This window comes from Bartonella sp. TT29SHDZB (genome assembly GCF_042193395.1).
In the GTDB taxonomy this organism is placed as follows: domain Bacteria; phylum Pseudomonadota; class Alphaproteobacteria; order Rhizobiales; family Rhizobiaceae; genus Bartonella.
On the sequence record NZ_JBHILQ010000002.1, the window covers coordinates 228,399 to 250,190 of the forward strand.

19 protein-coding genes are annotated in these 21,792 nt (G+C 37.1%); 18 read left to right on the plus strand and 1 reads right to left on the minus strand.

The window, feature by feature from the left end:
* Nucleotides 1–4 precede the first annotated feature (4 nt).
* The 6 genes from serS to ACFIJJ_RS02165 all read left to right on the plus strand — a co-directional run bounded on the left by serS (nt 5) and on the right by ACFIJJ_RS02165 (nt 7,150).
* On the plus strand, nt 5–1,282 hold the full coding sequence (gene serS / locus ACFIJJ_RS02140; RefSeq protein WP_375622172.1) for a serine--tRNA ligase: 1,278 nt from the start codon (nt 5–7) through the stop codon (nt 1,280–1,282).
* A 133-nt stretch (nt 1,283–1,415) separates the two neighbouring features.
* Nucleotides 1,416–2,075, plus strand: a complete 660-nt coding sequence (locus ACFIJJ_RS02145) for a protein-L-isoaspartate(D-aspartate) O-methyltransferase (RefSeq protein ID WP_375622329.1) — start codon at nt 1,416–1,418, stop codon at nt 2,073–2,075.
* A gap of 155 nt (nt 2,076–2,230) precedes the next feature.
* The gene (locus ACFIJJ_RS02150; protein WP_375622171.1) at nt 2,231–3,409 is read left to right on the plus strand and encodes a peptidoglycan DD-metalloendopeptidase family protein; all 1,179 of its coding nucleotides are present in this window, start codon (nt 2,231–2,233) and stop codon (nt 3,407–3,409) included.
* Nucleotides 3,410–4,107: 698 nt separating this feature from the next.
* On the plus strand, nt 4,108–4,560 hold the full coding sequence (yajC, locus tag ACFIJJ_RS02155) for a preprotein translocase subunit YajC (RefSeq protein ID WP_375638109.1): 453 nt from the start codon (nt 4,108–4,110) through the stop codon (nt 4,558–4,560).
* 466 nt (nt 4,561–5,026) lie between these two features.
* A complete protein-coding gene (locus tag ACFIJJ_RS02160) occupies nt 5,027–5,413 on the plus strand; it encodes an Mth938-like domain-containing protein (RefSeq protein WP_375622169.1) in 387 nt (128 codons plus the stop codon).
* A gap of 876 nt (nt 5,414–6,289) precedes the next feature.
* Nucleotides 6,290–7,150 (plus strand): phytoene/squalene synthase family protein, encoded by an 861-nt coding sequence (locus ACFIJJ_RS02165; protein WP_375622168.1) that lies wholly within the window; start codon nt 6,290–6,292, stop codon nt 7,148–7,150.
* Nucleotides 7,151–7,979: 829 nt separating this feature from the next.
* Here ACFIJJ_RS02165 and ACFIJJ_RS02170 read toward each other — a convergent pair.
* Nucleotides 7,980–9,869, minus strand: coding sequence for a peptidyl-prolyl cis-trans isomerase (locus ACFIJJ_RS02170; protein WP_375645785.1), 1,890 nt, complete (start codon nt 9,867–9,869; stop codon nt 7,980–7,982).
* A 154-nt stretch (nt 9,870–10,023) separates the two neighbouring features.
* Between ACFIJJ_RS02170 and tpiA the strand changes: the two genes are divergently transcribed.
* From tpiA to ACFIJJ_RS02230, 12 genes are all read left to right on the plus strand, one after another.
* On the plus strand, nt 10,024–10,788 hold the full coding sequence (tpiA, locus tag ACFIJJ_RS02175) for a triose-phosphate isomerase (protein WP_375645786.1): 765 nt from the start codon (nt 10,024–10,026) through the stop codon (nt 10,786–10,788).
* An 82-nt stretch (nt 10,789–10,870) separates the two neighbouring features.
* On the plus strand, nt 10,871–11,323 hold the full coding sequence (gene secG / locus ACFIJJ_RS02180) for a preprotein translocase subunit SecG (protein WP_375622165.1): 453 nt from the start codon (nt 10,871–10,873) through the stop codon (nt 11,321–11,323).
* A 129-nt stretch (nt 11,324–11,452) separates the two neighbouring features.
* Nucleotides 11,453–13,081: a CTP synthase gene (locus ACFIJJ_RS02185; RefSeq protein WP_375645787.1), complete on the plus strand. Its 1,629-nt coding sequence runs from the start codon at nt 11,453–11,455 to the stop codon at nt 13,079–13,081.
* A 36-nt stretch (nt 13,082–13,117) separates the two neighbouring features.
* Nucleotides 13,118–13,954 (plus strand): 3-deoxy-8-phosphooctulonate synthase, encoded by an 837-nt coding sequence (gene kdsA, locus ACFIJJ_RS02190; protein ID WP_375622163.1) that lies wholly within the window; start codon nt 13,118–13,120, stop codon nt 13,952–13,954.
* Between the two features lie 71 nt (nt 13,955–14,025).
* Nucleotides 14,026–15,294: a phosphopyruvate hydratase gene (eno, locus tag ACFIJJ_RS02195; protein WP_375645789.1), complete on the plus strand. Its 1,269-nt coding sequence runs from the start codon at nt 14,026–14,028 to the stop codon at nt 15,292–15,294.
* 115 nt (nt 15,295–15,409) lie between these two features.
* On the plus strand, nt 15,410–15,817 hold the full coding sequence (locus tag ACFIJJ_RS02200) for an NINE protein (RefSeq protein ID WP_375611266.1): 408 nt from the start codon (nt 15,410–15,412) through the stop codon (nt 15,815–15,817).
* A 384-nt stretch (nt 15,818–16,201) separates the two neighbouring features.
* Complete coding sequence (locus ACFIJJ_RS02205; protein WP_375645790.1) at nt 16,202–16,618, plus strand: TM2 domain-containing protein; 417 nt, start codon at nt 16,202–16,204, stop codon at nt 16,616–16,618.
* Between the two features lie 340 nt (nt 16,619–16,958).
* The gene (locus tag ACFIJJ_RS02210) at nt 16,959–17,387 is read left to right on the plus strand and encodes an NINE protein (RefSeq protein ID WP_375645791.1); all 429 of its coding nucleotides are present in this window, start codon (nt 16,959–16,961) and stop codon (nt 17,385–17,387) included.
* Between the two features lie 178 nt (nt 17,388–17,565).
* On the plus strand, nt 17,566–17,877 hold the full coding sequence (locus ACFIJJ_RS02215; RefSeq protein ID WP_012754998.1) for a septum formation initiator family protein: 312 nt from the start codon (nt 17,566–17,568) through the stop codon (nt 17,875–17,877).
* Nucleotides 17,878–18,012: 135 nt separating this feature from the next.
* Nucleotides 18,013–19,053: a pyruvate dehydrogenase (acetyl-transferring) E1 component subunit alpha gene (gene pdhA / locus ACFIJJ_RS02220; protein ID WP_375611269.1), complete on the plus strand. Its 1,041-nt coding sequence runs from the start codon at nt 18,013–18,015 to the stop codon at nt 19,051–19,053.
* Between the two features lie 16 nt (nt 19,054–19,069).
* On the plus strand, nt 19,070–20,434 hold the full coding sequence (locus tag ACFIJJ_RS02225; protein WP_375622160.1) for a pyruvate dehydrogenase complex E1 component subunit beta: 1,365 nt from the start codon (nt 19,070–19,072) through the stop codon (nt 20,432–20,434).
* A gap of 14 nt (nt 20,435–20,448) precedes the next feature.
* A complete protein-coding gene (locus ACFIJJ_RS02230) occupies nt 20,449–21,792 on the plus strand; it encodes a pyruvate dehydrogenase complex dihydrolipoamide acetyltransferase (protein ID WP_375645793.1) in 1,344 nt (447 codons plus the stop codon).

The following is a 21,792-nucleotide window of genomic DNA, read 5'->3' on the forward strand; positions in this document are numbered from 1 at the left end:
TTTTATGCTTGATATTAAGTGGATTCGTGACAATCCTGAGAAATTAGATAAAGCACTCGTAAGTAGAGGTCTTGAGCCACAAGCTGAAAAGTTAATACAACTTGATCTTGCACGTCGGTCGCATATTGCTAAGGTGCAATTGGCGCAGGAACGTCGCAATGCTGTTTCAAAGGAAATAGGACAGGCTTTAGCGGTATCGGATCAGCAAATGGCTGAACGTCTTAGAGCTGAAGTTGAAGAGATTAAAGCTTTTCTTTCCTCTGCAACAGTGGAAGAAAAACAGCTGACGGAGAGTCTTGAGAAAATTCTTTCAGCACTTCCAAATATTCCATTAGATGATGTTCCAGAAGGTAAAGATGAAAGTGATAATGTCGTCATTCGACATTTTGGTACACCTCCAACATTTAATTTTACACCAAAGGAACATTTTGATCTTGGTCAAGATCTCAAACAGATGAATTTTGAACGAGCTAGTCGTTTGTCTGGAACACGTTTTACAGTACTTTCAGGGGCATTAGCACGGCTAGAACGAGCATTAGGCCAGTTTATGCTTGATGTGCATGTCAATGAGAATGGTTACACAGAAGTCTCAGTACCTCTTCTTGTTCGTGATGAGATTGTTTACGGAGCAGCACAATTACCGAAATTTGCTGAAGACCTTTTTCGTACAACAGATGGTCGATGGCTTATTTCCACAGCAGAAGTGCCATTAACCAATTTGGTCAACGATGAAATTCTTGAAATATCAGATTTACCACTGCGATTTTCTTCTTTATCTCCCTGTTTTCGTTCAGAGGCGGGAGCAGCCGGTCGTGATACGCGCGGTATGTTGCGTCAGCATCAATTTTGGAAAGTTGAAATGGTCTCGATTACCAGTGAAGAGCAGTCTTTAATTGAATTGGAACGTATGACGGAATGTGCAGAAGATATATTAAAACGGCTTGGTTTGCCTTTTCGCACAGTGGTTCTTTCTACGGGAGATATGGGGTTTGCAGCGCGTAAAACCTATGACATCGAGGTTTGGCTTCCTGGTCAAGAATGTTATCGTGAAATTTCTAGCTGTTCAGTTTGTGGAGATTTTCAAGGTCGTCGTATGAATGCGCGCTATCGTAAAGACGGCGATAAAAAATTGCATTTTGTTCATAGCCTTAATGGTTCTGGTACGGCTGTTGGACGTTGTCTTATTGCCGTACTTGAAAATTATCAACAGGCTGATGGATCAATTATTATTCCAGATGTTTTACAACCTTATATGGGAGGCATGCGCTGTATTACTGCTTAATTTTACGAAAGGAGAGACAATATGCGTTTATTGCCAAGAGGTGATGATACACAGACGCAAGTTTTTGCCTTTTTAAAAGAAGCAGTTTGTCAGTATGATAAAAGTGCACCTCCATTGGAGATTGAATGATACTATGGGGCAAAAGGGTATTTTACAATTTCGTGAGGAGTTAGCCGCTCTTGTACTGAAAATGCGTAGCAAAGGCATTGATGACGTGCGATTTTTTTCGGCATTAGAGAAAATTCCGCGTCAACAGTTTGTTGCTGCTCCTTGGTTCAATAGTGCTTATGATAATAAAGTTATTCCCCTTGAGTGTGGTGAATATATGGAACGTTTGGAAGAACAACTCTTAATTCTTTCGGCATTATCGTTGAAAAAAAGGCATCGTGTCTTAGAAATTGGTACAGGATCTGGTTTTTGTACTGCTCTTATGGCATGTCTGAGTGACCGTGTGACAACGATTGATCGTTATAAAACGCTTGTTGATTTAGCACGCCAAAAATTTCAAACTTTAGGAATTGAAAATATTGTTATACGGCAGATTGATGGAAGTCATAATGTGACAGGCTTAGGATCATTTGATCGCATTCTTATTTGGCCATCACGTTTTGATGAACCAAAGGAATTTTTAGAACTTTTAGCTGAAAATGGAATTCTCATTCAGGCGATAGGACCTGACGAAGGGGTACAAACGGTGACGCGCTATACAAAAATTGGTAGTCGATTTGAGTGTTTAGAACTGTTCCAAGTGCGTTACCAACCTTTTATTAAAGGCATTGCAGAGATACTTTAATTTTTAAAAGCTAAGACGTTTCTGCAAATTGTCTACGTTAAATTCATTTTGATCTTATATAAAGATATTTATGAATAAAACATCTCATTTTAACTCTTCGGTAATTTAAAAAAGCTTTAATGGAATGAGTTGATTATTGATGAGTGAGCAAAACGATGTGTCTAAAAGCTTTGGATAATATTTTCCAGCATAATTTTCAGAGAATAACTTTGTTAGCGGTGGTAACTATTGTTGCTGGTTGTAGTTCTGGTACACAGCGTTTTTCCAATACGTTCTCTCATCGTACGGTATCATCTCAATCAAATATATCAAGCACTATGTATACAGACCCGCGAATGCTATCATACGGTAGTGGTATGATACAAAGCACTGAATTGCCACCTGTGGAATCAAGCGATGATTCATGGGGAGATGATAATTCCCCCTATAATTTTCCACATCAAGGTAGGATAACTTCTTCTGATGGTCGCGTTATGGGCGCCCCTCCACGTAACCTTGGAACACTTTCTCGTTCACAAATGGATAAATCTCCTATTTTTCGGCGGAATTCTTATATTGTCCAGAGTGGAGATACACTGCTCAGTATTGCACGACAAGTAGGGGTTAGTGTTGAGGCATTAAAATTAGCAAATGGTATAAACAGCAATTCCATTTATATCGGTCAGGTCCTTGTTGTTCCAAGCAGGCGTACATTAGCAGCTTCAAATGCACACAATAATAACGATTGGGCAGTGTCAACAACAGAATCTGCATCCCAATCTGTGATGTCCTCTATAAAAAACAAGAAGTCCTCTCCTATATATAAAGCTCCTGTAACAACGCCACCCTCTGCAAAGATGAACAAATCAAGTTCTGAGAAAAATTTTTCTAAACAGATGACGCAATTGAAACATGAGACTGGTTTGTCAAGTACTGTTACGAATACAGATAATATGACGACTCCGCAAGCCACAGGAATTTCTAAGATGCGTTGGCCAGTACGAGGGCGTTTATTAAGCCAGTTCGGTCAAAAAAAGGGAACAGTAATGAATCGAGGAATAGATATTGCAGTGCCTGAAGGGTCTTCGGTAAAGGCGGCAGAAAATGGTGTGGTTATTTATGCGGGAGATGGACTAAAAGAGCTTGGTAATGTTGTGATGATTCGACATGAAAATGATATTATCACTATTTATGGATGTAATAGTAAGCTTGTTGTTAACAAAGGACAAAGGATAAGGCGCGGTGATGAGATTGCTAAATCTGGTGTTTCAGGAAATGTTAAAACGCCACGTGTCTATTTTGAGATGCGTAAGAATTCATTACCTGTTGATCCCCTTAAATATTTAGAAAACTAATTTATTGATAACTTTGACATTTGAATAGTCTTACAGTTTATAGAAAATTCATGAAAAACAATTGATTTTCTTAAATCAATAACATAGCAGCAAAAAATCATTGGTTTCAGGAGAGTAGTTCGTGGGGGGCGTTAGATATTACCATCTTTGTATTTATGAAAGTGTAAGACAATAGTATCATACTGTTTGTCAGCTTTGAGTATTCCAATTGCTCTTGCATTTGAGAGAAGCATGAAAAAAGATATTTCACGCCTTTCTTAAAAAGTTTTTATCGACAGGCTCATTTCATATGTGTGACTCATATGTGTGACGTCAAGAAAATCGTTTTGATTAATTCAGAAGATTTGAAATGAGAGCATTTTATTGTATTTAGATCTGTCGTTCGATATCAAAAACGATAAATTATCTATATAAATTAAAGTTTGTTCATTAGAAAAATTATCTTGTATAATTTATTGAGTTAGTGGAAAGATTTATATTGTAGGATATACAATAGGGGAAAGTGAATCTATTTTTTAAGATTTTTCTCATTGTATTTTGGTATTCTGCCTCTTAAGGATTTATTGTATTTTTGTAAAGCTGTGATTAGATTATGTAGTTATTGCTTTTTATGATAAATTCTTTAGGAATTTTTTCTGTATCGGAATTTCATTTTAATAGAGTGGGAAATACCTGAGGTTTAACTATAGGAGATAAAAATGTTTATTACGAACGCTTATGCTCAAGTTGCAGGCGATGTTTCCGGTGGAATTTCATTTGCTAACGCTGTCCCATTCATTTTAATTTTTGCAATTATGTATTTTTTTATGATTCGTCCACAGCGTGCCCAAATGAAAAAACGCCAAGAAATGCTTAATGCAGTACGTCGTGGTGATACAGTTATAACGGGTGGTGGTATTATCGGCAAGGTTACGAAGGTTCACGACGAGAGTGGTGAATTAGAGGTTGAAATTGGTGAGAGTATAAATATTCGTGTTATTCGCTCAACATTAGCTGATGTGCGCGTTAAAGGTGAGCCGATTGCAGAAAAAAAGTCAAAACTTAATGCTAAAGCAAAAACACCACAAAAGTCTAAATCTAAAACGACAACGAAAGAAGATATGAGTATCTCTGAAGAGAAAAAAGCTGTATCAAAGGAAAATGCATCTTAAGGTGTAATGGCAGTTTATTACATTTTTTAAGCATTTTTATAAAAAGCTTGGCAAGATCAAGACAATTTCATTGGAAAAGGGGCTTTTATAGTGGCTACAGAAAATGGAGTTTTTGTTTTCTTTAGATTATTAAAATAGTTGCTTTATTTATAGAATATTACGCAATTTTTTTCTGTTTTTTAAAGAAGATCATTGTTTTTATAAAAAGAAATTTGTGAGTAAATAAGCTGAAGAAACTTTTCAAAAAATAGATTTATTTAAGTAGGTATAGCATTTTACTGCGGTTTATGACCAAATTTTCATATATTTGTTGTATGAGAAGATTAGGGCATTATATAAAAACGTTCACTTCAATACTAGGCTATCTATGTTTAACATATCAATGTTTATATCAGCCTTACTTTAATTTTTATGGTGAGAAGTAGCAAAGACAATTGGATTATTCAAAAATAAAAGGTGCATATTCATGTTCGATGCAATTCAAATTCGTGAAGCACATTTTCCAAGTCGCGCACCTATTGATGCTTATGGAAATGGTGGGTTTCGTTTTGCTGATATGTCTCATAGAGGTTCTATTATTTGTGTCCCATCAGGTATTTATGGCATTGACATGGCAGGGCCTATTCCTACTCAAGGGGATATATCTCGTATTTTAGAAGAAGCTTCTGAAATCGAGGTTTTATTAATAGGTACTGGAATTGAATTATTACGATTACCTGAAGAGTTACGGGTGCTTTTATGGGAAAAACGTATTTCATCAGATACAATGAGTACGGGAGCGGCGGTGCGTACATTTAATGTTTTATTGGCTGAAGATCGCGCTGTTGCGGCGTTATTATTTGCGGTAGAATAGAGTATTGTTTCATAAAACAAAGGCTCTGGTCTAGCATGAAAGACTTGTGTAATTATTTTCTGCTCTGTAAAATACTGTCGTTTAAGGCGGTGATATAAGGGTGTAGAATATACATAACATAACACATTAAGTTTTTTAAATACAGCAGCAAGTATTCAGAACAAAGCTTGCTCGTCGTTCCTAATGAATCACATGAGTGATCAACTCTTGGCACTTGAGACAGTTCAGAAGAGACATTTTTAGTTCTTTCTCATACAGTTGTTACCTACAAGCCAGTTACGCTTGGGACGTGCAAGGGAATAGTTTTTATTGATGTAACATGGAATTGGTTTAAAATGAAAGCATATCTACGATATTTGGAATTCTAATTTAACATACAAAATAACAGATTATGATTATAAATCAATGTATTGATAGTAACAGAAAATCACCGAGAGCAATTGGATTTTTTACAAATTGGTGTTGGTAAGAACCTTTGTCTTTTAGGATGGGGAGGAGGTCAATGATTTGATGAAGTTTTTGTGATCAGTGTATTTTTTATAAAATAACATTGTCATCTATCCACTGAAAAAGTGTTTTTCGTTGTTTGTTGTTCAAGTTTTACTATGCATGTTACGATTGTTTTTTAGCTTTTTTACTGCAAATGAAAACTTGAAGTCCTATAAGATAAGTTTTATCAGAAAAATTATTTATTTAATTTTTTCTTTCTAAAACGAAAAGTGACTAGAAAAGAAACTTTAATTCACAATACAGTTAAGAGACACATTTAAAAATCTTATTTTCTGAACTGTATTTGCTTATCCTTCATTTTTTAATATGAATAAAAAGAGGATATTAATTTAATTGCTAAAAAAGGGACGTTAATAGGTTCATAGAATGATAGGCTCTCTTCCTTATTGTCTTGATATTTTACGTACCATAGATCGTGATCGCTATATATCGGTTTTATTTGCGCCTAAAAAAAAGCGCCAAGCATTGGCTGCTCTTTATGTATTTAATGCTGAAGTTTCTCGTATTCGCGAAAGTGTACATGATCCATTCATAGGAGAAATACGGTTACGTTGGTGGTATGATGCTATTGCTCATGGTGAAATGCAAACGAGTGGAAACAATCCGATTTTGAATGATTTATTAAAAGCAATCACTCTTTTTAATTTACCTAAGACAGCTTTTTTACGTTATTGTGATGCACAAATTTTAGATCTTTATCACAATCCAATAGAAACACTTCATGATCTAGAGCATTATTGTGGTGAGACAGCAGGCATAATTTTACAGCTTTCTTGTCAGATATTAGATCCTGATACTGCACAAGAGTTTACAGATATCTATGAGCATGGAGGGATTTCTCAAGGATTAAGCGGTGTATTACGTCTTTTATCATTCATGCAATCACGATATCAATATTATTTACCTACTGATATATTAAAGGCTGTAGGAGTGAATAGGGAAGATTTGGAATCCCATCGTCTCAGTGATCAACAAAAGGGTCGTATTGTTGAAGCTATGGTAGCATTATCGCGCGATCATTATACCCAATTTTACGAGTATTCTTGTATTTTACCGAGAGTTCTTAAGCCAGCTTTTCTTCCATTGGTCATTGTACCGGCTTCTCTTCAAAAAGCTATACAGCTGGGGGCAGCAATTTTTCAAGAGAGTGCAACTTTGCCATTGATGTATCGCTATTGGTTGATAACAAGGGCAGCAATAAGCGGCAATTTTCCAAAGATATTGTAAAAGAATATTACTACGTTAGAATGCGTAACATGTAGACTGATTTTTTCATAGGAAGATAAAGGAGCTATTGTGATTCCAAACCATTTTTTTGTTATAAAAAATGTTGATGTTTTGGTTGTTATGAACGCAAAAGAATAAGAAATTTTGTGATCTTGAAAATACGGTATATTTCTTCATCAGTAGTATGTTTTATTCAGTATATTGGATGGGTGAGATGCAGAGAAAGAAAAACATGAAATAAAATTTCTATTTTATGAGAGAAGTTATCTTAGCAGTCTATAAGTCTATAAAAAACTCTTATTTTTGAGAAATTATAACATCATAATTGATGACTGTTATGATTTATGAATATATTGATTTATAATGATAATTCGTTTTTTCTCATATTGAATGAGAGTCTTGAATAGAAAAAGATTTCTCCATTTTTATAATGAATTTTAAAAATAGTTTTTTCTCTGTTATAAGTTGGGTGTGTAAATGAAATCATTTAAGGAAGAAGCAATACGCTTCCTATGAATGAATATTAAGAGTAGAAATATGCTGAGCTATGAATGAATGACGATAGGGATGACATTTATAGCTTAATAGGCGACAACCTTTACAACCTTGGATGGATAATGTTTTTTAATGCGTTGCAAAAACGATTCTATATTCCATTGACTATTTTCTCGCAAATCCATACATGCACTGATTTGCGAGAGAATGAAGCATTATAAAAATGTTTGATCCTAAGATATGCAAACAAGAGATCTATCTTACCTCTTCAACTATAGACGAAGAGCTGATGGAAAATTTATCAAATAAGTTCTTTAAATTATATAAAATCTTTTTATTGGAGAGCGTTAAAGATCTGATTATAATTTGTGCTATTAATTTCCAAAGGATGTTCTTTATTGGCAACTTGTAGCATTTCTAACTTGAGATCTTCTCTTATCATCATATCTATATTGGCGCGGGCCTCAGTTGAAAGAGTATGAGACGTGATATCTTTAGGCATGGTTACAGTCTTTATTTGATAAATGATACGGTTTGTTGCAACCGGACCTTTTATGATGCCATAATGACCTTTGGGACCGGAAAATAATGCTTTAATCCCTTCAACGCCAAGGGTTTCAGATGAGTCTTGACGCCGGAGGGTTGGTGTTGTTTGTTTTGTAACACCAAGGGTATGAGCAAGAGCAACAAGACTTTTTCCTTCCGTGAGCTGTTTGAGAGCATTTTGGGCTTTTTCATCAAGAAGACGTTGGATTTCCTCATTTTTCCATTGAGCAAGAACATCTAGCTTAGCCTCTTCAAGTGTCTTATCACGGGCAGGAATAATTTTATCGACCTTGTACCAGAGATATCCACCATTTTGAAAAGAGAGAGGATCAAGATCGACTCCTTCGTTTGATTGATAGATGGCATTCAGTAAAATATCTTTTTGAGGTAAATCCGTGAGTATTGTACCTTCAAGCGTTTTTCCCGTTTTATCAATGGTAATTGTGCGCAAAGATAACTTGTATTGGTCAGCTAACTCTTTGAGAGAAGCACCCTCAAAACGAGCATTTTCAATGGCTACATAATTGTTACGGATATCATCAGTAGCACGATTTTTGGCAAGTGTTTGGCGAATATTTTCTTCTACACTTTCAAAAGGAAGAGAGCTTGAAGGTTCAATATGCGTAACGCGAATGATAACAGGTCCCTGTAAGTCATTTATTACAGGACTGACTTGTCCTTGTTGGAGTTCAAAAATTTCAGATGTCAGATGATTAGGAAGTTCATTTTCTGCGAGAGGCCCTTTTTTTATGTCATTAAGAGTCTTTTTTTCAGCTTTTACCAGTTCATCAAAACTCAATCCATCAGCTATTTTTTTTGCAGCATTATCGGCTTCTTCGCGTGAGGGGAATCGCAGTTCTTCGAATGTACGCTTTTCAGGTATTACAAAACGTGAAGCATTTTGTGTATAATAGGCTTTCGCCTCATCTGTTGAGATATCTTTAGGTTTTACAAAATCATTAAGTTCCATAGATAGCAAAGAGACAGTGCGGTATTCGGGAGCACGAAATTGACTTTGATGTGTTTCAAACCATTTTTGTAATGTTTCGTAATCAGGATCAGCAATTGTTTCCTTTTCTTTTAGATCAATAACGAGATAATCAGCAATACGCATTTCTTCTTGATAAAGAGCAAGTGCTTTATAAAAGAGATTTGGTGCCTTCATATCAGAAAGTAAAGCAGCAATAAGCTGATTACGCTTTTCTTGTTTGGTGTAATAATTAAGAAAAGCGCTTTCACTAATGTGTAAATGCTGAAGATAGTTATAAAACAAGTTTTTATCAAAAGTGCCATTTACTTGGAACATCTTATCAGAACCAATCGCATGAGCTATTGTATCTTTTGAAAGACTTATTTTCATTTTACGTGCTTGTTCATCAAGCAGTACATTTTGTTGTAATTGATTAAATACAAAAGCAGGAATTTGGTATTGCTGCATTTCATTTGCTGTAAACATTCGTCCAAGATGAGCAGCATATGCTAAACGTGCGCTTTGATCGGCGAGTGCAAGACGATAATCATCGACAGTTACTGTGGACTTTCCAGAAGTAATAAGATCTCTTTCACTTTTTTTGTGTAACTGCGGTACCCCCCATAAAAGAATGAAGCATAAGAGTAAAATAGCAAGGAAAATTCTAAAAATCCAAGAATTTGTAGCATTTCTTATGATGTCAAGCATTGTTCAAGTCCATTTTTAATATGAGTTATTATCAAAGCTGGAATGGAATTTGCAATAAAGAGATGAAAGATGCAAGCTTTAAAGACTTGCTTTCATTTTATAATTTGGTAACTACAGATAAACAATGTATTGTAAGAGCTCTTGAGGTAAAAATATGTCTCAAAATATTCGGCCTTTTCTTGCTGGAAATTGGAAAATGAATGGAACGAGTGAATCGCTTGGAGAGTTGCGTGCTATTGCTACAGGCGTTAGCTCTGATCTAGGTCATCTATTTGAAGCCCTAATTTGTGTTCCAGCAACGCTTTTATCGCGTGCTTCTAATACGCTGAATGGTGAAAATCTCCTTTTGGGAGGACAAAATTGTCATTTTGATGATCATGGTCCTTATACTGGAGATATTTCAGCTTTTATGCTTAAAGAAGCGGGAGCAAGTCATGTTATTATTGGGCATTCAGAACGTCGTACAGTGTATCAAGAAAATGATGCGATTGTCTGTGCCAAAGTGCAAGCTGCGTGGCGAGCAGGTCTTGTGGCTCTTGTATGTATTGGTGAAACATTGGAGGAGCGTAATAATAATAAAGTGCTGGATATTCTCACGCAGCAGCTCGAAAAATCTTTACCAGATGATGCAACAGCAGAGAATACCATTATCGCTTATGAACCAGTTTGGGCGATAGGCACCGGCAATACAGCGACTCCAGAAGATATTGCAAAAGTACATCATTTCATTCGAGATAAGGTGCGCTCTCGTTTTGGTAATGAAGGCAATAAGATACGTTTGCTTTATGGTGGATCCGTAAAGCCATCCAATGCATTTGAGCTTTTAAGCATTGCTCATGTTAATGGTGCTTTGATAGGTGGAGCAAGCTTAAAAGCGATTGATTTTTTAACTATTTGCGATGTTTGTCGTAAACTATAGCAGAGAAATTTGAGTTTCCCCTTGGATTGTGCGTTATTTATGTGTAAATAGCTATTAAAGAGTTATTTGAAGAGCAGGGTTTATGCAAACAGTACTTATAGTTATTCATTTTTTGATTGTGATTACTTTGGTTGGTGTTATATTAATTCAACCTTCAGAAGGTGGTGGGTTAGGTGTGAGTAATAGCTCAGGGTTGATGAAAACTCGTGGATCTCGAAACCCTTTAACACGTTTAACTGCTATTTTAGCCTGTTGTTTTTTTGTTGTGTCTATTGGACTTACCGTGGTGAGTAATATATCAAATTCTAGTTCTGATATTTTAAAGCGTATACCGGTTAATTCAGAGCAGAATTCTACCAATAAAGGCTCAGGATCAGTCCCATCATCAGATGGTGAGTCTTCCCCTTCTATTCTTGAACAGCTAGGAGGCACTTCGCATTCCCCGCAGGAACAGAAACAGTCCACAAATCCTGAAGCAGAAAGTCCAGTTCCTCAGGTTCTTGAAAATACAGTTCCAGATAACAGTACAAAATAGTTTTTTAAGAAAACATAGACTTTTTAAAAAAGGTGATTTTTTTCGCCTTTTTTATTTTAGAAGAAAAATTGTTTCTTTTTGCATTTTTTGCTGGAAAAATCATTATAAATTGCTTATCACCATAAGCCCATGGCACGTTATGTTTTTATTACTGGTGGTGTGGTTTCTTCCCTTGGAAAAGGCATCGCAGCGGCGGCGTTAGCGGCGTTATTACAGGCTCGTGGCTATCGCGTACGTCTTCGCAAACTTGATCCTTATTTAAATGTTGATCCAGGTACGATGTCACCTTATCAACATGGTGAAGTATTTGTGACCGATGATGGTGCAGAAACAGATCTTGATCTTGGTCATTATGAGCGTTTTACTGGGCGTTCTGCAAATAGCCAAGATAGTATTACAACAGGGCGTATTTATCGCAATATCATTGAACGAGAGCGGCGTGGTGATTATTTGGGGGCAACAGTCCAAGTTATTCCTCATGTTACGGATGAAATTAAGAGATTCATTACGATGGGAAATGAAGAATTTGATTTTGTTTTGTGTGAGATAGGTGGAACGGTTGGTGATATTGAAGCAATGCCTTTTCTAGAAGCGATTCGTCAGCTTCGCAATGAGCTACCGAGACAAAATGTCGTTTATGTCCATCTCACATTAATGCCTTATATTCCTTCGGCAGGTGAATTAAAAACGAAACCAACACAACATTCTGTCAAAGAATTGCAAGCAGTTGGTATTTCTCCTGATATTTTGCTTGTACGTGCAGATCGATCTATTCCAGAAACAGAACGGTGCAAATTATCACTTTTTTGCAATGTTCGCTCCAATGCAGTCATTCAGGCATTAGATATGCCAACAATTTATGATGTTCCTATGGCATACCATAAGGAAGGTTTGGACTCTGAAGTTCTTTGCGCTTTTGGAATCGATTCGGCACCTTCCCCCAAGATGGGTCGTTGGGAAGATATTACGCATCGTATTCACCATCCTGAAGGAGAAGTTACGATTGCTGTTGTGGGAAAATATACGGGCTTAAAGGATGCTTATAAATCTCTGATTGAAGCGATTGCGCATGGTGGTTTAGCGAATAGAGTGAAGGTTAATATTGAGTGGATTGATTCGGAGCTTTTTGAAAAAGAAGATTCTGTTTCATCTTTACAAAAAGCCCATGGAATTTTGGTTCCAGGTGCTTTTGGGGCACGAGGGGCAGAAGGGAAGATTCGAGCAATTCAATTTGCGCGAGAGCGTAAAGTTCCATTTTTAGGGATTTGTTTTGGGATGCAATTAGCTTGTATAGAAGCTGCGCGCAATATTGCACAGATTGAGAATGCTTCATCAAGCGAGTTTTGCGAAACAGACAATCCAATTGTAGGTTTAATGACAGAATGGCTTAAAGGGGACGTTCTTGAAAAACGTACAAGAAATGGTGATCTCGGCGGTTCAATGCGCCTTGGTGCTTTTGCTGCTGAATTAAAAGAAGAGAGTCATATTGCTCAAATTTATGGGATGACCAAGATTGTCGAGCGACATCGTCATCGTTATGAGGTCAATATTGATTATAAGGATAAGTTAGAACAGTGTGGTTTGATTTTTTCTGGGATGTCTCCTGATGGTATTTTACCAGAAACGATAGAATATGTAGATCATCCATGGTTTATTGGTGTTCAATATCATCCAGAATTAAAATCTCGTCCTTTTGATCCACATCCGCTTTTTTCTTCTTTTATTGAAGCCGCTGTAGAACAAAGTCGATTGGTTTAATGCATAAATTGGATTACTTTGCTTTTGAGGGATAAAATGACTAAACCAAATGCCCGTGTGAAAGTTGGAAATATGATTTTTTCAAATGAAATGCCTCTTTCATTAATTGCAGGGCCGTGTCAGATGGAAAGTCGTGATCATGCTTTTGAAATGGCTGGTCGTATTAAAACCATTACCGATCAGGTTGGTATGGGGTTTGTTTATAAATCAAGTTACGATAAAGCCAACAGAACCTCTTTGAGTGCAGCACGTGGTATTGGTCTTGAAAAAGCAATGGCTATTTTTTCTGATTTAAAAAAAGAGTTTGATTGTCCCATATTAACGGATGTGCATACAGAAGATCAATGTGCAATTGTTTCTTCTACGGTCGATATTTTACAAATACCGGCTTTTTTATGTCGTCAAACAGATCTTTTGGTAGCAGCTGCTAAAACAGGGTGTGTTATTAACATTAAAAAAGGTCAGTTTTTAGCGCCGTGGGACATGGAGAATGTTTTAAAAAAGGTTGTTTTCAGTGGTAATCCGAATGTTATGCTTTGTGAGCGAGGCACGTCATTTGGTTATAACCGGCTTGTTTCTGATATGCGTTCGTTGCCTATTTTACGTTCATTTGGAGCTCCTGTTATTTTTGACGCAACACATTCTGTTCAAGAACCTGGGGGGCAGGGGGCTTCATCTGGTGGACAGCGTCAATTTGTTGAAATTTTAGCGCGTGCGGCTGTTTCTGTTGGGGTCGCAGGTATTTTTTTAGAAACACATCAAGATCCAGATAATGCACCTTCTGATGGACCCAATATGATTAAAATTGATGATTTACAAAGATTGCTTGAGACTTTAATGGAATTTGATTATCTGTCAAAAAAGTTGAGTTGAGAAGAGAAAAAATATTTCATTAATAGGGCATTATAAATGAATCGCGACTTTTGTTGGATAAGGAAACATATATGACTATAATTGTCGATATCATTGGGCGTGAAGTTCTTGATAGCCGTGGTAATCCAACGGTAGAAGTTGATGTTCATTTGGAAAATGGGGCTTTTGGTCGTGCTCTGGTTCCATCGGGAGCCTCAACGGGAGCCCATGAGGCTATAGAACTTCGTGATGGTGGTTTGCGTTATCAAGGGAAAGGTGTTGAAAAAGCGGTTTCTGCAGTCAATGGCGAAATTCTTGAAGAACTTGGTGGGCGAGATGCAACAAATCAAATCGCTATTGATCAAGCAATGATTGCTTTGGATGGAACGCCAAATAAAGCCCGTCTTGGTGCCAATGCACTTCTTGGTGTTTCATTAGCGGTTGCAAAAGCAGCGGCGGATTCATTAAATTTACCTTTGTATCGTTATATTGGTGGTACACAAGCACATATTCTTCCAACACCTATGATGAATGTTATTAATGGTGGCGTTCATGCTGATAACTTGATTGATTTTCAAGAGTTTATGATTATTCCTATAGGAGCTCCTACTGTAAAAGAAGCTATCCGTTATGGCGCTGAGGTTTTCCATACATTGAAAAAGCTTTTAAAAGATGCGGGTTATAATACCAATGTTGGTGATGAAGGTGGTTTTGCACCTCAATTTAAAAGTGCTGATCAAGCAATTGATTTTATTATGGAATCTATCATGGCATGTGGCTATAAACCAGGTGAACAAATTGCCATTGGTTTAGACTGTGCTTCAACAGAATTTTATAAAAATGGTTCGTATTTTTATAAAGGTGAGGGGAAATGCCGTGACACCCAAGAGCAGGTAGATTATTTAGCGCAGCTTGTGAAAAATTATCCTATTATTACAATTGAAGATGGAATGGCAGAGGATGATTGGGAAGGTTGGAAGCTACTTACTGACACAATTGGAGAAAAATGTCAGCTTGTTGGCGATGATTTGTTTGTAACGAATTCAGCACGTTTGCGTGATGGTATCAAAATGGGGGTAGGCAATTCTATTCTCATAAAAGTTAATCAAATTGGTACATTGAGTGAAACACTTGATGCTGTAGAAGTAGCACATAAAGCAGGTTATCGTGCCATTATATCTCATCGTTCAGGCGAAACAGAGGATTCTTTCATTGCAGATCTTGCAGTTGCAACGAATTGTGGACAAATTAAAACAGGTTCTCTTGCACGTTCGGATAGATTAGCCAAATACAATCAACTTATTCGTATTGAAGAAATACTGGGAGCCCAAGCGCGTTATGCTGGTGATGTATATCGTTGATAGTTGTGAGCACAAAGTGTGAGAGTATGATATTATTTAGATTATGAAATTGAGATTTCTTATCAAAGACATGTACTCAGTAATTTTATAGGTATTTAAGTTTATAGGGATTAAGATGAGAGGTATAATTATTACTCAAGATCAAGGAATGTATCTCGTTTCGGGTGATGACGGTAAGCGTTATCAGTTTGCGACTTGGGATTGGTTGGGAAAGAAACCACCAAGGATTGGTGATACTGTTGATTTTGTCTATGAAGGGGGTGTTGTCAGTTCTGTTTTTCCATTGTTGAGATCAGGTACAGAGAACTCAAAGATAATGTTTGCACTTCTTTGTTGGGTTGCAGGTATCTTTGGTGTTCATCGCTTTATGGTTGGGAGAGTTCGGACGGGTACTTTAATGCTCGTTTTATCTTTATCATTGTTTGGATTGATGATTACCGGTATTTGGGCGATTGTTGATTTTATACTCATTATTGCTGGAAAATTTACGGATAAAGATGGGAATCAGATTACAGATTTGTGAAAATTTTACAATAAAAAGAAAATAATAAAGTTTACTTTTTATTTCGATCAATATATTAAGTTGATTAATGCCGAACTATGTCTCTATACTTTTTTAAGGAGAGATTAAAAAACTATGCACAGTTGAATAAAAATATTGAAAAGGACAGTGCTATTTTATATGGGTAATACAAAGGCGCAAATCAATTACAGCGTACTTTAGGTTGCAGCTTATAGCAGCGGGAAATATTAGATTATTGGGGGGGCTTCAAACTTATTTCAATTACACGTTTATCATAGTTTTTATGCGTTTTATTTATACCGTGAGGTTAATCCGCATATTATTGAATTAGAAATAATCTCTTTATGAATAACACATAAGGAGCAGCTTTATAGGTGGGCAAGGATGAAAGGTAAGATTATTGGTCGTGATCGAGAGGCTTATCTCGTTTCGGGAGATGATGGCAAGCGTTACCAATTTTTGCGTGAGGATTGGTTAGGAAAAAAAGCGCCTAATATAGATGATGCGATTGATTTTGTATGTGAAGGAGATAGCATTAAGTCTGTTATCCCTATTTTTCATCGAAAAATATTAGAACAATCAAGGTTGGCTTTGGCAATCTTAAGCTTTTTTTTCGGGGCTTTTGGGATTCACCGCTTTATGGCGAATAAACTGGGAACGGCTCTTGCTATGTTTCTTATAACTATAATGTCTCTGGGGTTAGGGGGGCTTATAACTGTACCTTGGGCATTGATTGATTTTATCGTTATTTTATCTGGGCATTTTAGGGATGCAAATGGCAATAAAATTACAAAGTGGTAGCAATCATATAAAAGTATAATATCAATAAATATATTAATTTAACAATGTAAATTAGTTAGTATATATTTTAAATATTAAATAAAATTATAAATATTTTAATAAAAATATTGAAAATTAAGATAATATTTCTTATAAAAAGCAAAAGTACAAATCGAACAGCGTGCTTTATATTGTCATTTAATAATTGCGGGAATTTTAAATTGTTGGGGGATTTTTAGCTTTTTAAATTGTCATATATCACGGTGAGTACAGATCGTATTCATGCAGTGAGATTTATTTAACATATTATCATATTAGAAGAAAAACTTTCTTATGAATAACAATTTTAGAGGTGGTGAAGATGAAAGGTAAGATTATTAGTCAGGATCAGGGAAATTATTTTGTTTCAGGTGCTGATGGTAAGCGCTATCAATTTGCGAATAGGAGCTGGTCAGGAAAAAAGCCGCCGAAGGTTGGTGATATGGTTGATTTTGTCTGTGAAGGAGATGCCATTAAATCTGTTTTTCCTATCTTGACTAAAGGTCGGTCACAAAAATCGAAAGTGCTGCTAGCAATTGTTTGCTTATGTTTAGGTGCATTTGGAATTCATCGCTTTATGGTTGGTAAAGTTGGAACGGGTATCGTAATGCTTTTTATAAGTTTAATAGCAATGTTATTTTTTATAGGGTTGATATTTTTTGGACTCGGCTTTTTTATAACCATACCTTGGGCATTGATTGATTTTATCTTTATTTTAACAGGAAATTTTGGGAAAAAATCTACAAATTAGTGGATATCCAATATTTGTAATACAAAAAGGGGGCATACAGCTTACTTTGATTGTCTTAAGGGGGGAATTGAACATAATAAGATTATTTAGTGTAGATTTGGTAATGAGGTATTAATCAAAATCGTGCATAGTTGGGCTGATTATTAAGAAATTTGTGCTGTAAAGACTGTGCTATTTTATGTGGACAAAGCAGAAACGTCGATCAATCAAAGTACGCTTTGTACTACCTCTTATGACGGTGGGAGTCTTAAGCTATTTCAGTTACCACATTTATCATGGTGAGTATGGATTGTATTCACGCAGTGAAGTTAATCAGCATATTAGCGAATTAGAAAAGGAGCTTCATAAAATAGAAGCTGAGCGGATATTCATGGAAAAGCGTATTTCTCTTTTACGCAATGGGCATATAGAAAAAGATATGTTGGATGAGTATGTCCGAAAGAATTTGAACTTTTCTAAGCCAAATGAATTGACAATCTTAATACCTTGAAATGATACCAAAGGTAAATGACAAATCGCTTAATTTAAACAACAATCAGCAATGATATTGTTTAAGCCGATTGATAAGGCTTGTAACTTTTGTTCGTAAAGGTTATTCCTAAATAATCATAAAAGGGAGTTTAATATGGCAGAACGACTTAAAAAAAATTCTGCGTCGGCGGCGCGCACTGCATTATCAAGCACCACAAAGAAAGCACCAATAGCAGATTTTACAAAAGAAGAAGAAATTGATGCTTATCGTGAAATGCTTTTAATTCGCCGTTTTGAAGAAAAAGCAGGACAACTTTATGGTATGGGGCTTATTGGGGGATTTTGTCACCTTTATATTGGTCAGGAAGCCGTTGTTATAGGAACATTGAAAGCGGCAAAAGAAGGTGATCAGGTTATTACGTCTTACCGTGATCATGGACATATGTTAGCGGTTGGGATGAGTCCGCGTGGTGTCATGGCAGAATTAACGGGGCGCCAAGGTGGCTTTTCCAAAGGGAAAGGTGGCTCGATGCATATGTTCTCTAAAGAAAAGAACTTTTATGGAGGACATGGTATTGTTGGTGCGCAGGTTCCCATTGGTTCAGGTTTGGCATTTTCGAATCAATATCTTGGTAAAGATAATGTGACATTGGTTTATTTTGGTGATGGTGCTGCAAATCAGGGGCAGGTTTACGAGAGTTTTAATATGGCTTCACTTTGGAAGCTTCCCGTTGTTTATATTATTGAAAACAATCAGTATGCTATGGGAACATCAGTTTCACGTGCATCTGCAGAAACTGATTTTTCCCGACGTGGTCTTTCTTTTGAAATTCCAGGTATTGTTGTTGACGGTATGGATGTTCGATCAGTAAAAGGAGCTGCTGATGAAGCAATTTCTTGGGCACGCTCAGGTAAAGGACCGATCATTCTTGATATGCAGACCTATCGCTATCGTGGTCATTCCATGTCTGATCCAGCAAAATATCGTTCCAAGGAAGAAGTCCAAAAAATAAAAGAGGAGCACGATCCGATTGATCAAGTAAAAAGTCGGATTCTTAAAAAAAATTGGGCGAGCGAAGACGATTTAAAATCTGTTGAGAAAGAGGTCCGTGCAATTGTTGCTGATGCGGTAGATTTTGCACAAAGTGATCAAGAGCCAGATGCTTCTGAGCTCTATACTGATATTTTAGTTTGATGCGAGGGAAGCAAGTATGTCTATTGATATTTTGATGCCGGCGCTTTCGCCAACCATGGAAGAAGGTAAACTGTCTAAATGGCTTAAGAGAGAAGGTGATAAGGTTAGCTCTGGCGATGTTATTGCTGAAATTGAAACGGATAAGGCGACAATGGAAGTAGAGGCCGTTGATGAAGGTACTCTTGGTAAAATTTTTATTCCTGAAGGTTCAGAAGGCGTAAAGGTTAACACTGTTATTGCGACTTTGTTAGAAGAAGGTGAGCGTGCTGAGGATATTTCGCAACCTATTGATACAGCACAAAAAACTAAAGAAACTCCTTTTTCTCTTCCTTCGTCAGTTCCGCAGTCTCCATCTTTTGATACGCCTCCTGATTTTGATATTCCAGCTGGAACACAAATGGTTACAATGACAGTTCGTGAAGCGCTTAATCAGGCTTTGGCTGAAGAAATGCGACGTGATGAAACAGTTTTTCTTATGGGGGAAGAAGTCGCGCAATATCAAGGCGCCTATAAGGTTAGTCAAGGTTTGTTGGAAGAATTCGGAGAACGCCGAGTTATTGATACCCCCATTACAGAGCACGGCTTTGCTGGGTTGGCTGTCGGGGCTGCTTTTGGTGGGTTACGTCCCATTGTTGAGTTTATGACATTTAATTTTGCGATGCAGGCGATGGATCAAATTATTAACTCTGCAGCCAAAACACGTTATATGTCTGGTGGACAAATGACCGCTCCTATGGTTTTCCGTGGTCCCAATGGCGCGGCTGCCCGTGTTGGTGCTCAACATTCTCAATGTTATGCTGCATGGTATAGTCATATACCAGGTCTGAAAGTTGTTATGCCTTATAGCGCTGCAGATGCAAAAGGTTTGCTGAAAGCGGCTATTCGTGATGATAATCCTGTTATTTTTCTTGAAAATGAGATTTTGTACGGGCATCAATTTGATGTTCCTCAACTGGATGATTTTCTTTTGCCTATTGGTAAGGCACGTATTCATAAGTCTGGACAAGATGTGACAATTGTTGCATGTGGAATTGGGATGCATTATGCTGTTCAAGCGTTACCAGAAATTGAAAAACTTGGTATTGATGTTGAATTGATTGATTTACGAACCATTCGCCCGATGGATCTTCCAACAATTCTTTCTTCAGTTAAAAAAACAGGTCGTTTGGTCACAATTGAAGAGGGATTTCCTCAGTCATCCGTAGGAACTGAAATAGCAACGCGTGTTATGCAGCAGGCTTTTGACTATCTTGATGCGCCAATTGCTACGATTTCTGGTAAAGATGTTCCGATGCCTTATGCCGCTAATCTTGAAAAGTTGGCTTTGCCTAATACTGCTGAAATTATTGAGGCCGTTAAGGCTGTGACATACAGAGCATAACGGAGGAAAGCATAATGCCCATTAAAATTACAATGCCAGCGCTTTCCCCTACGATGGAAGAGGGAAATTTAACAAAATGGAATATTAAGGAGGGAGATAAGGTTTCCTCTGGTGATGTTATTGCTGAAATTGAGACGGATAAAGCGACAATGGAAGTCGAAGCTGTTGATGAAGGTAGGGTTGCTAAAATTGTTGTTCCTGCTGGAACGCAAGGCGTTAAAGTAAATGCTTTAATTGTTGTTTTAGCAGAAGAAGGTGAAGATTTAGCTGAAGCTGCAAAAGTTACAGAAGAAATCTCTTCTTCTACAAGACAAGAACCAGAGAGCATCAAACAGACAGATTCTTTGCAACAGACGGACTCAAAGGGAATAAAAATGTCTCATGAATCATCAACTGGGCAATTAATACAGCAAGATAAAAAGAAAGCTCGTCTTTTTGCTTCTCCCTTAGCGCGGCGATTAGCATCTCAGGCAGGTCTTGATTTATCCCTTATTTCTGGAAGTGGTCCGCATGGGCGTATTATTAAGCGCGATGTAGAAAAAGCTGTGAGCAGCGATATTTCTAAAGTGTCTTATTCATTACAGATAGGGGAGCTAACAGCTACAGGTGCTTCGGACAAACAGATATTGAAACTCTTCAAAGAGGATGAATATAGCTTCGCTCCCCATAATAATATGCGTAAAACAATCGCGACACGTTTGGTGGAATCAAAACAGAAAGTCCCACATTTCTATGTAACGGTAGATTGTGAACTTGATGCGCTATTAGCACTGCGTACACAACTGAATACTGCTGCACCAATGGTTAAAAGTCAGGAAGAAACTCAGCCTACTTATAAGCTTTCTGTTAATGATATGGTGATCAAAGCTGTCGCACTTGCTTTGAAAGCGGTTCCTGAAGCGAATGTCTCTTGGCTTGAAGGCGGAATGCTTCATCATAAACATTGTGATGTTGGGGTTGCTGTTTCTATTCCCAATGGATTGATTACGCCGATTATTCGCCATGCAGAGGAAAAGCCGTTATCGCTTATTTCCAAAGAAATGAAGGATTTTGCAACGCGTGCGCGTGAGGGCAAGTTAAAAATGGAAGAATATCAGGGCGGAACAACAGCTGTATCCAATATGGGGATGTATGGTGTGAAAAGTTTTTCTGCTATCCTTAATCCACCGCATGCGACGATTTTTGCGATTGGTGCAGGAGAGCAGCGCGCCGTTGTTAAAAATGGTGCATTGGCGGTTGCGACAGTTATGTCAGTTACACTTTCTGCTGATCATCGTGCTGTCGATGGTGCTTTAGCAGCAGAGCTTGCACAGACTTTTAAGAAGATGATTGAAAATCCATTAGCAATGTTGGTTTGA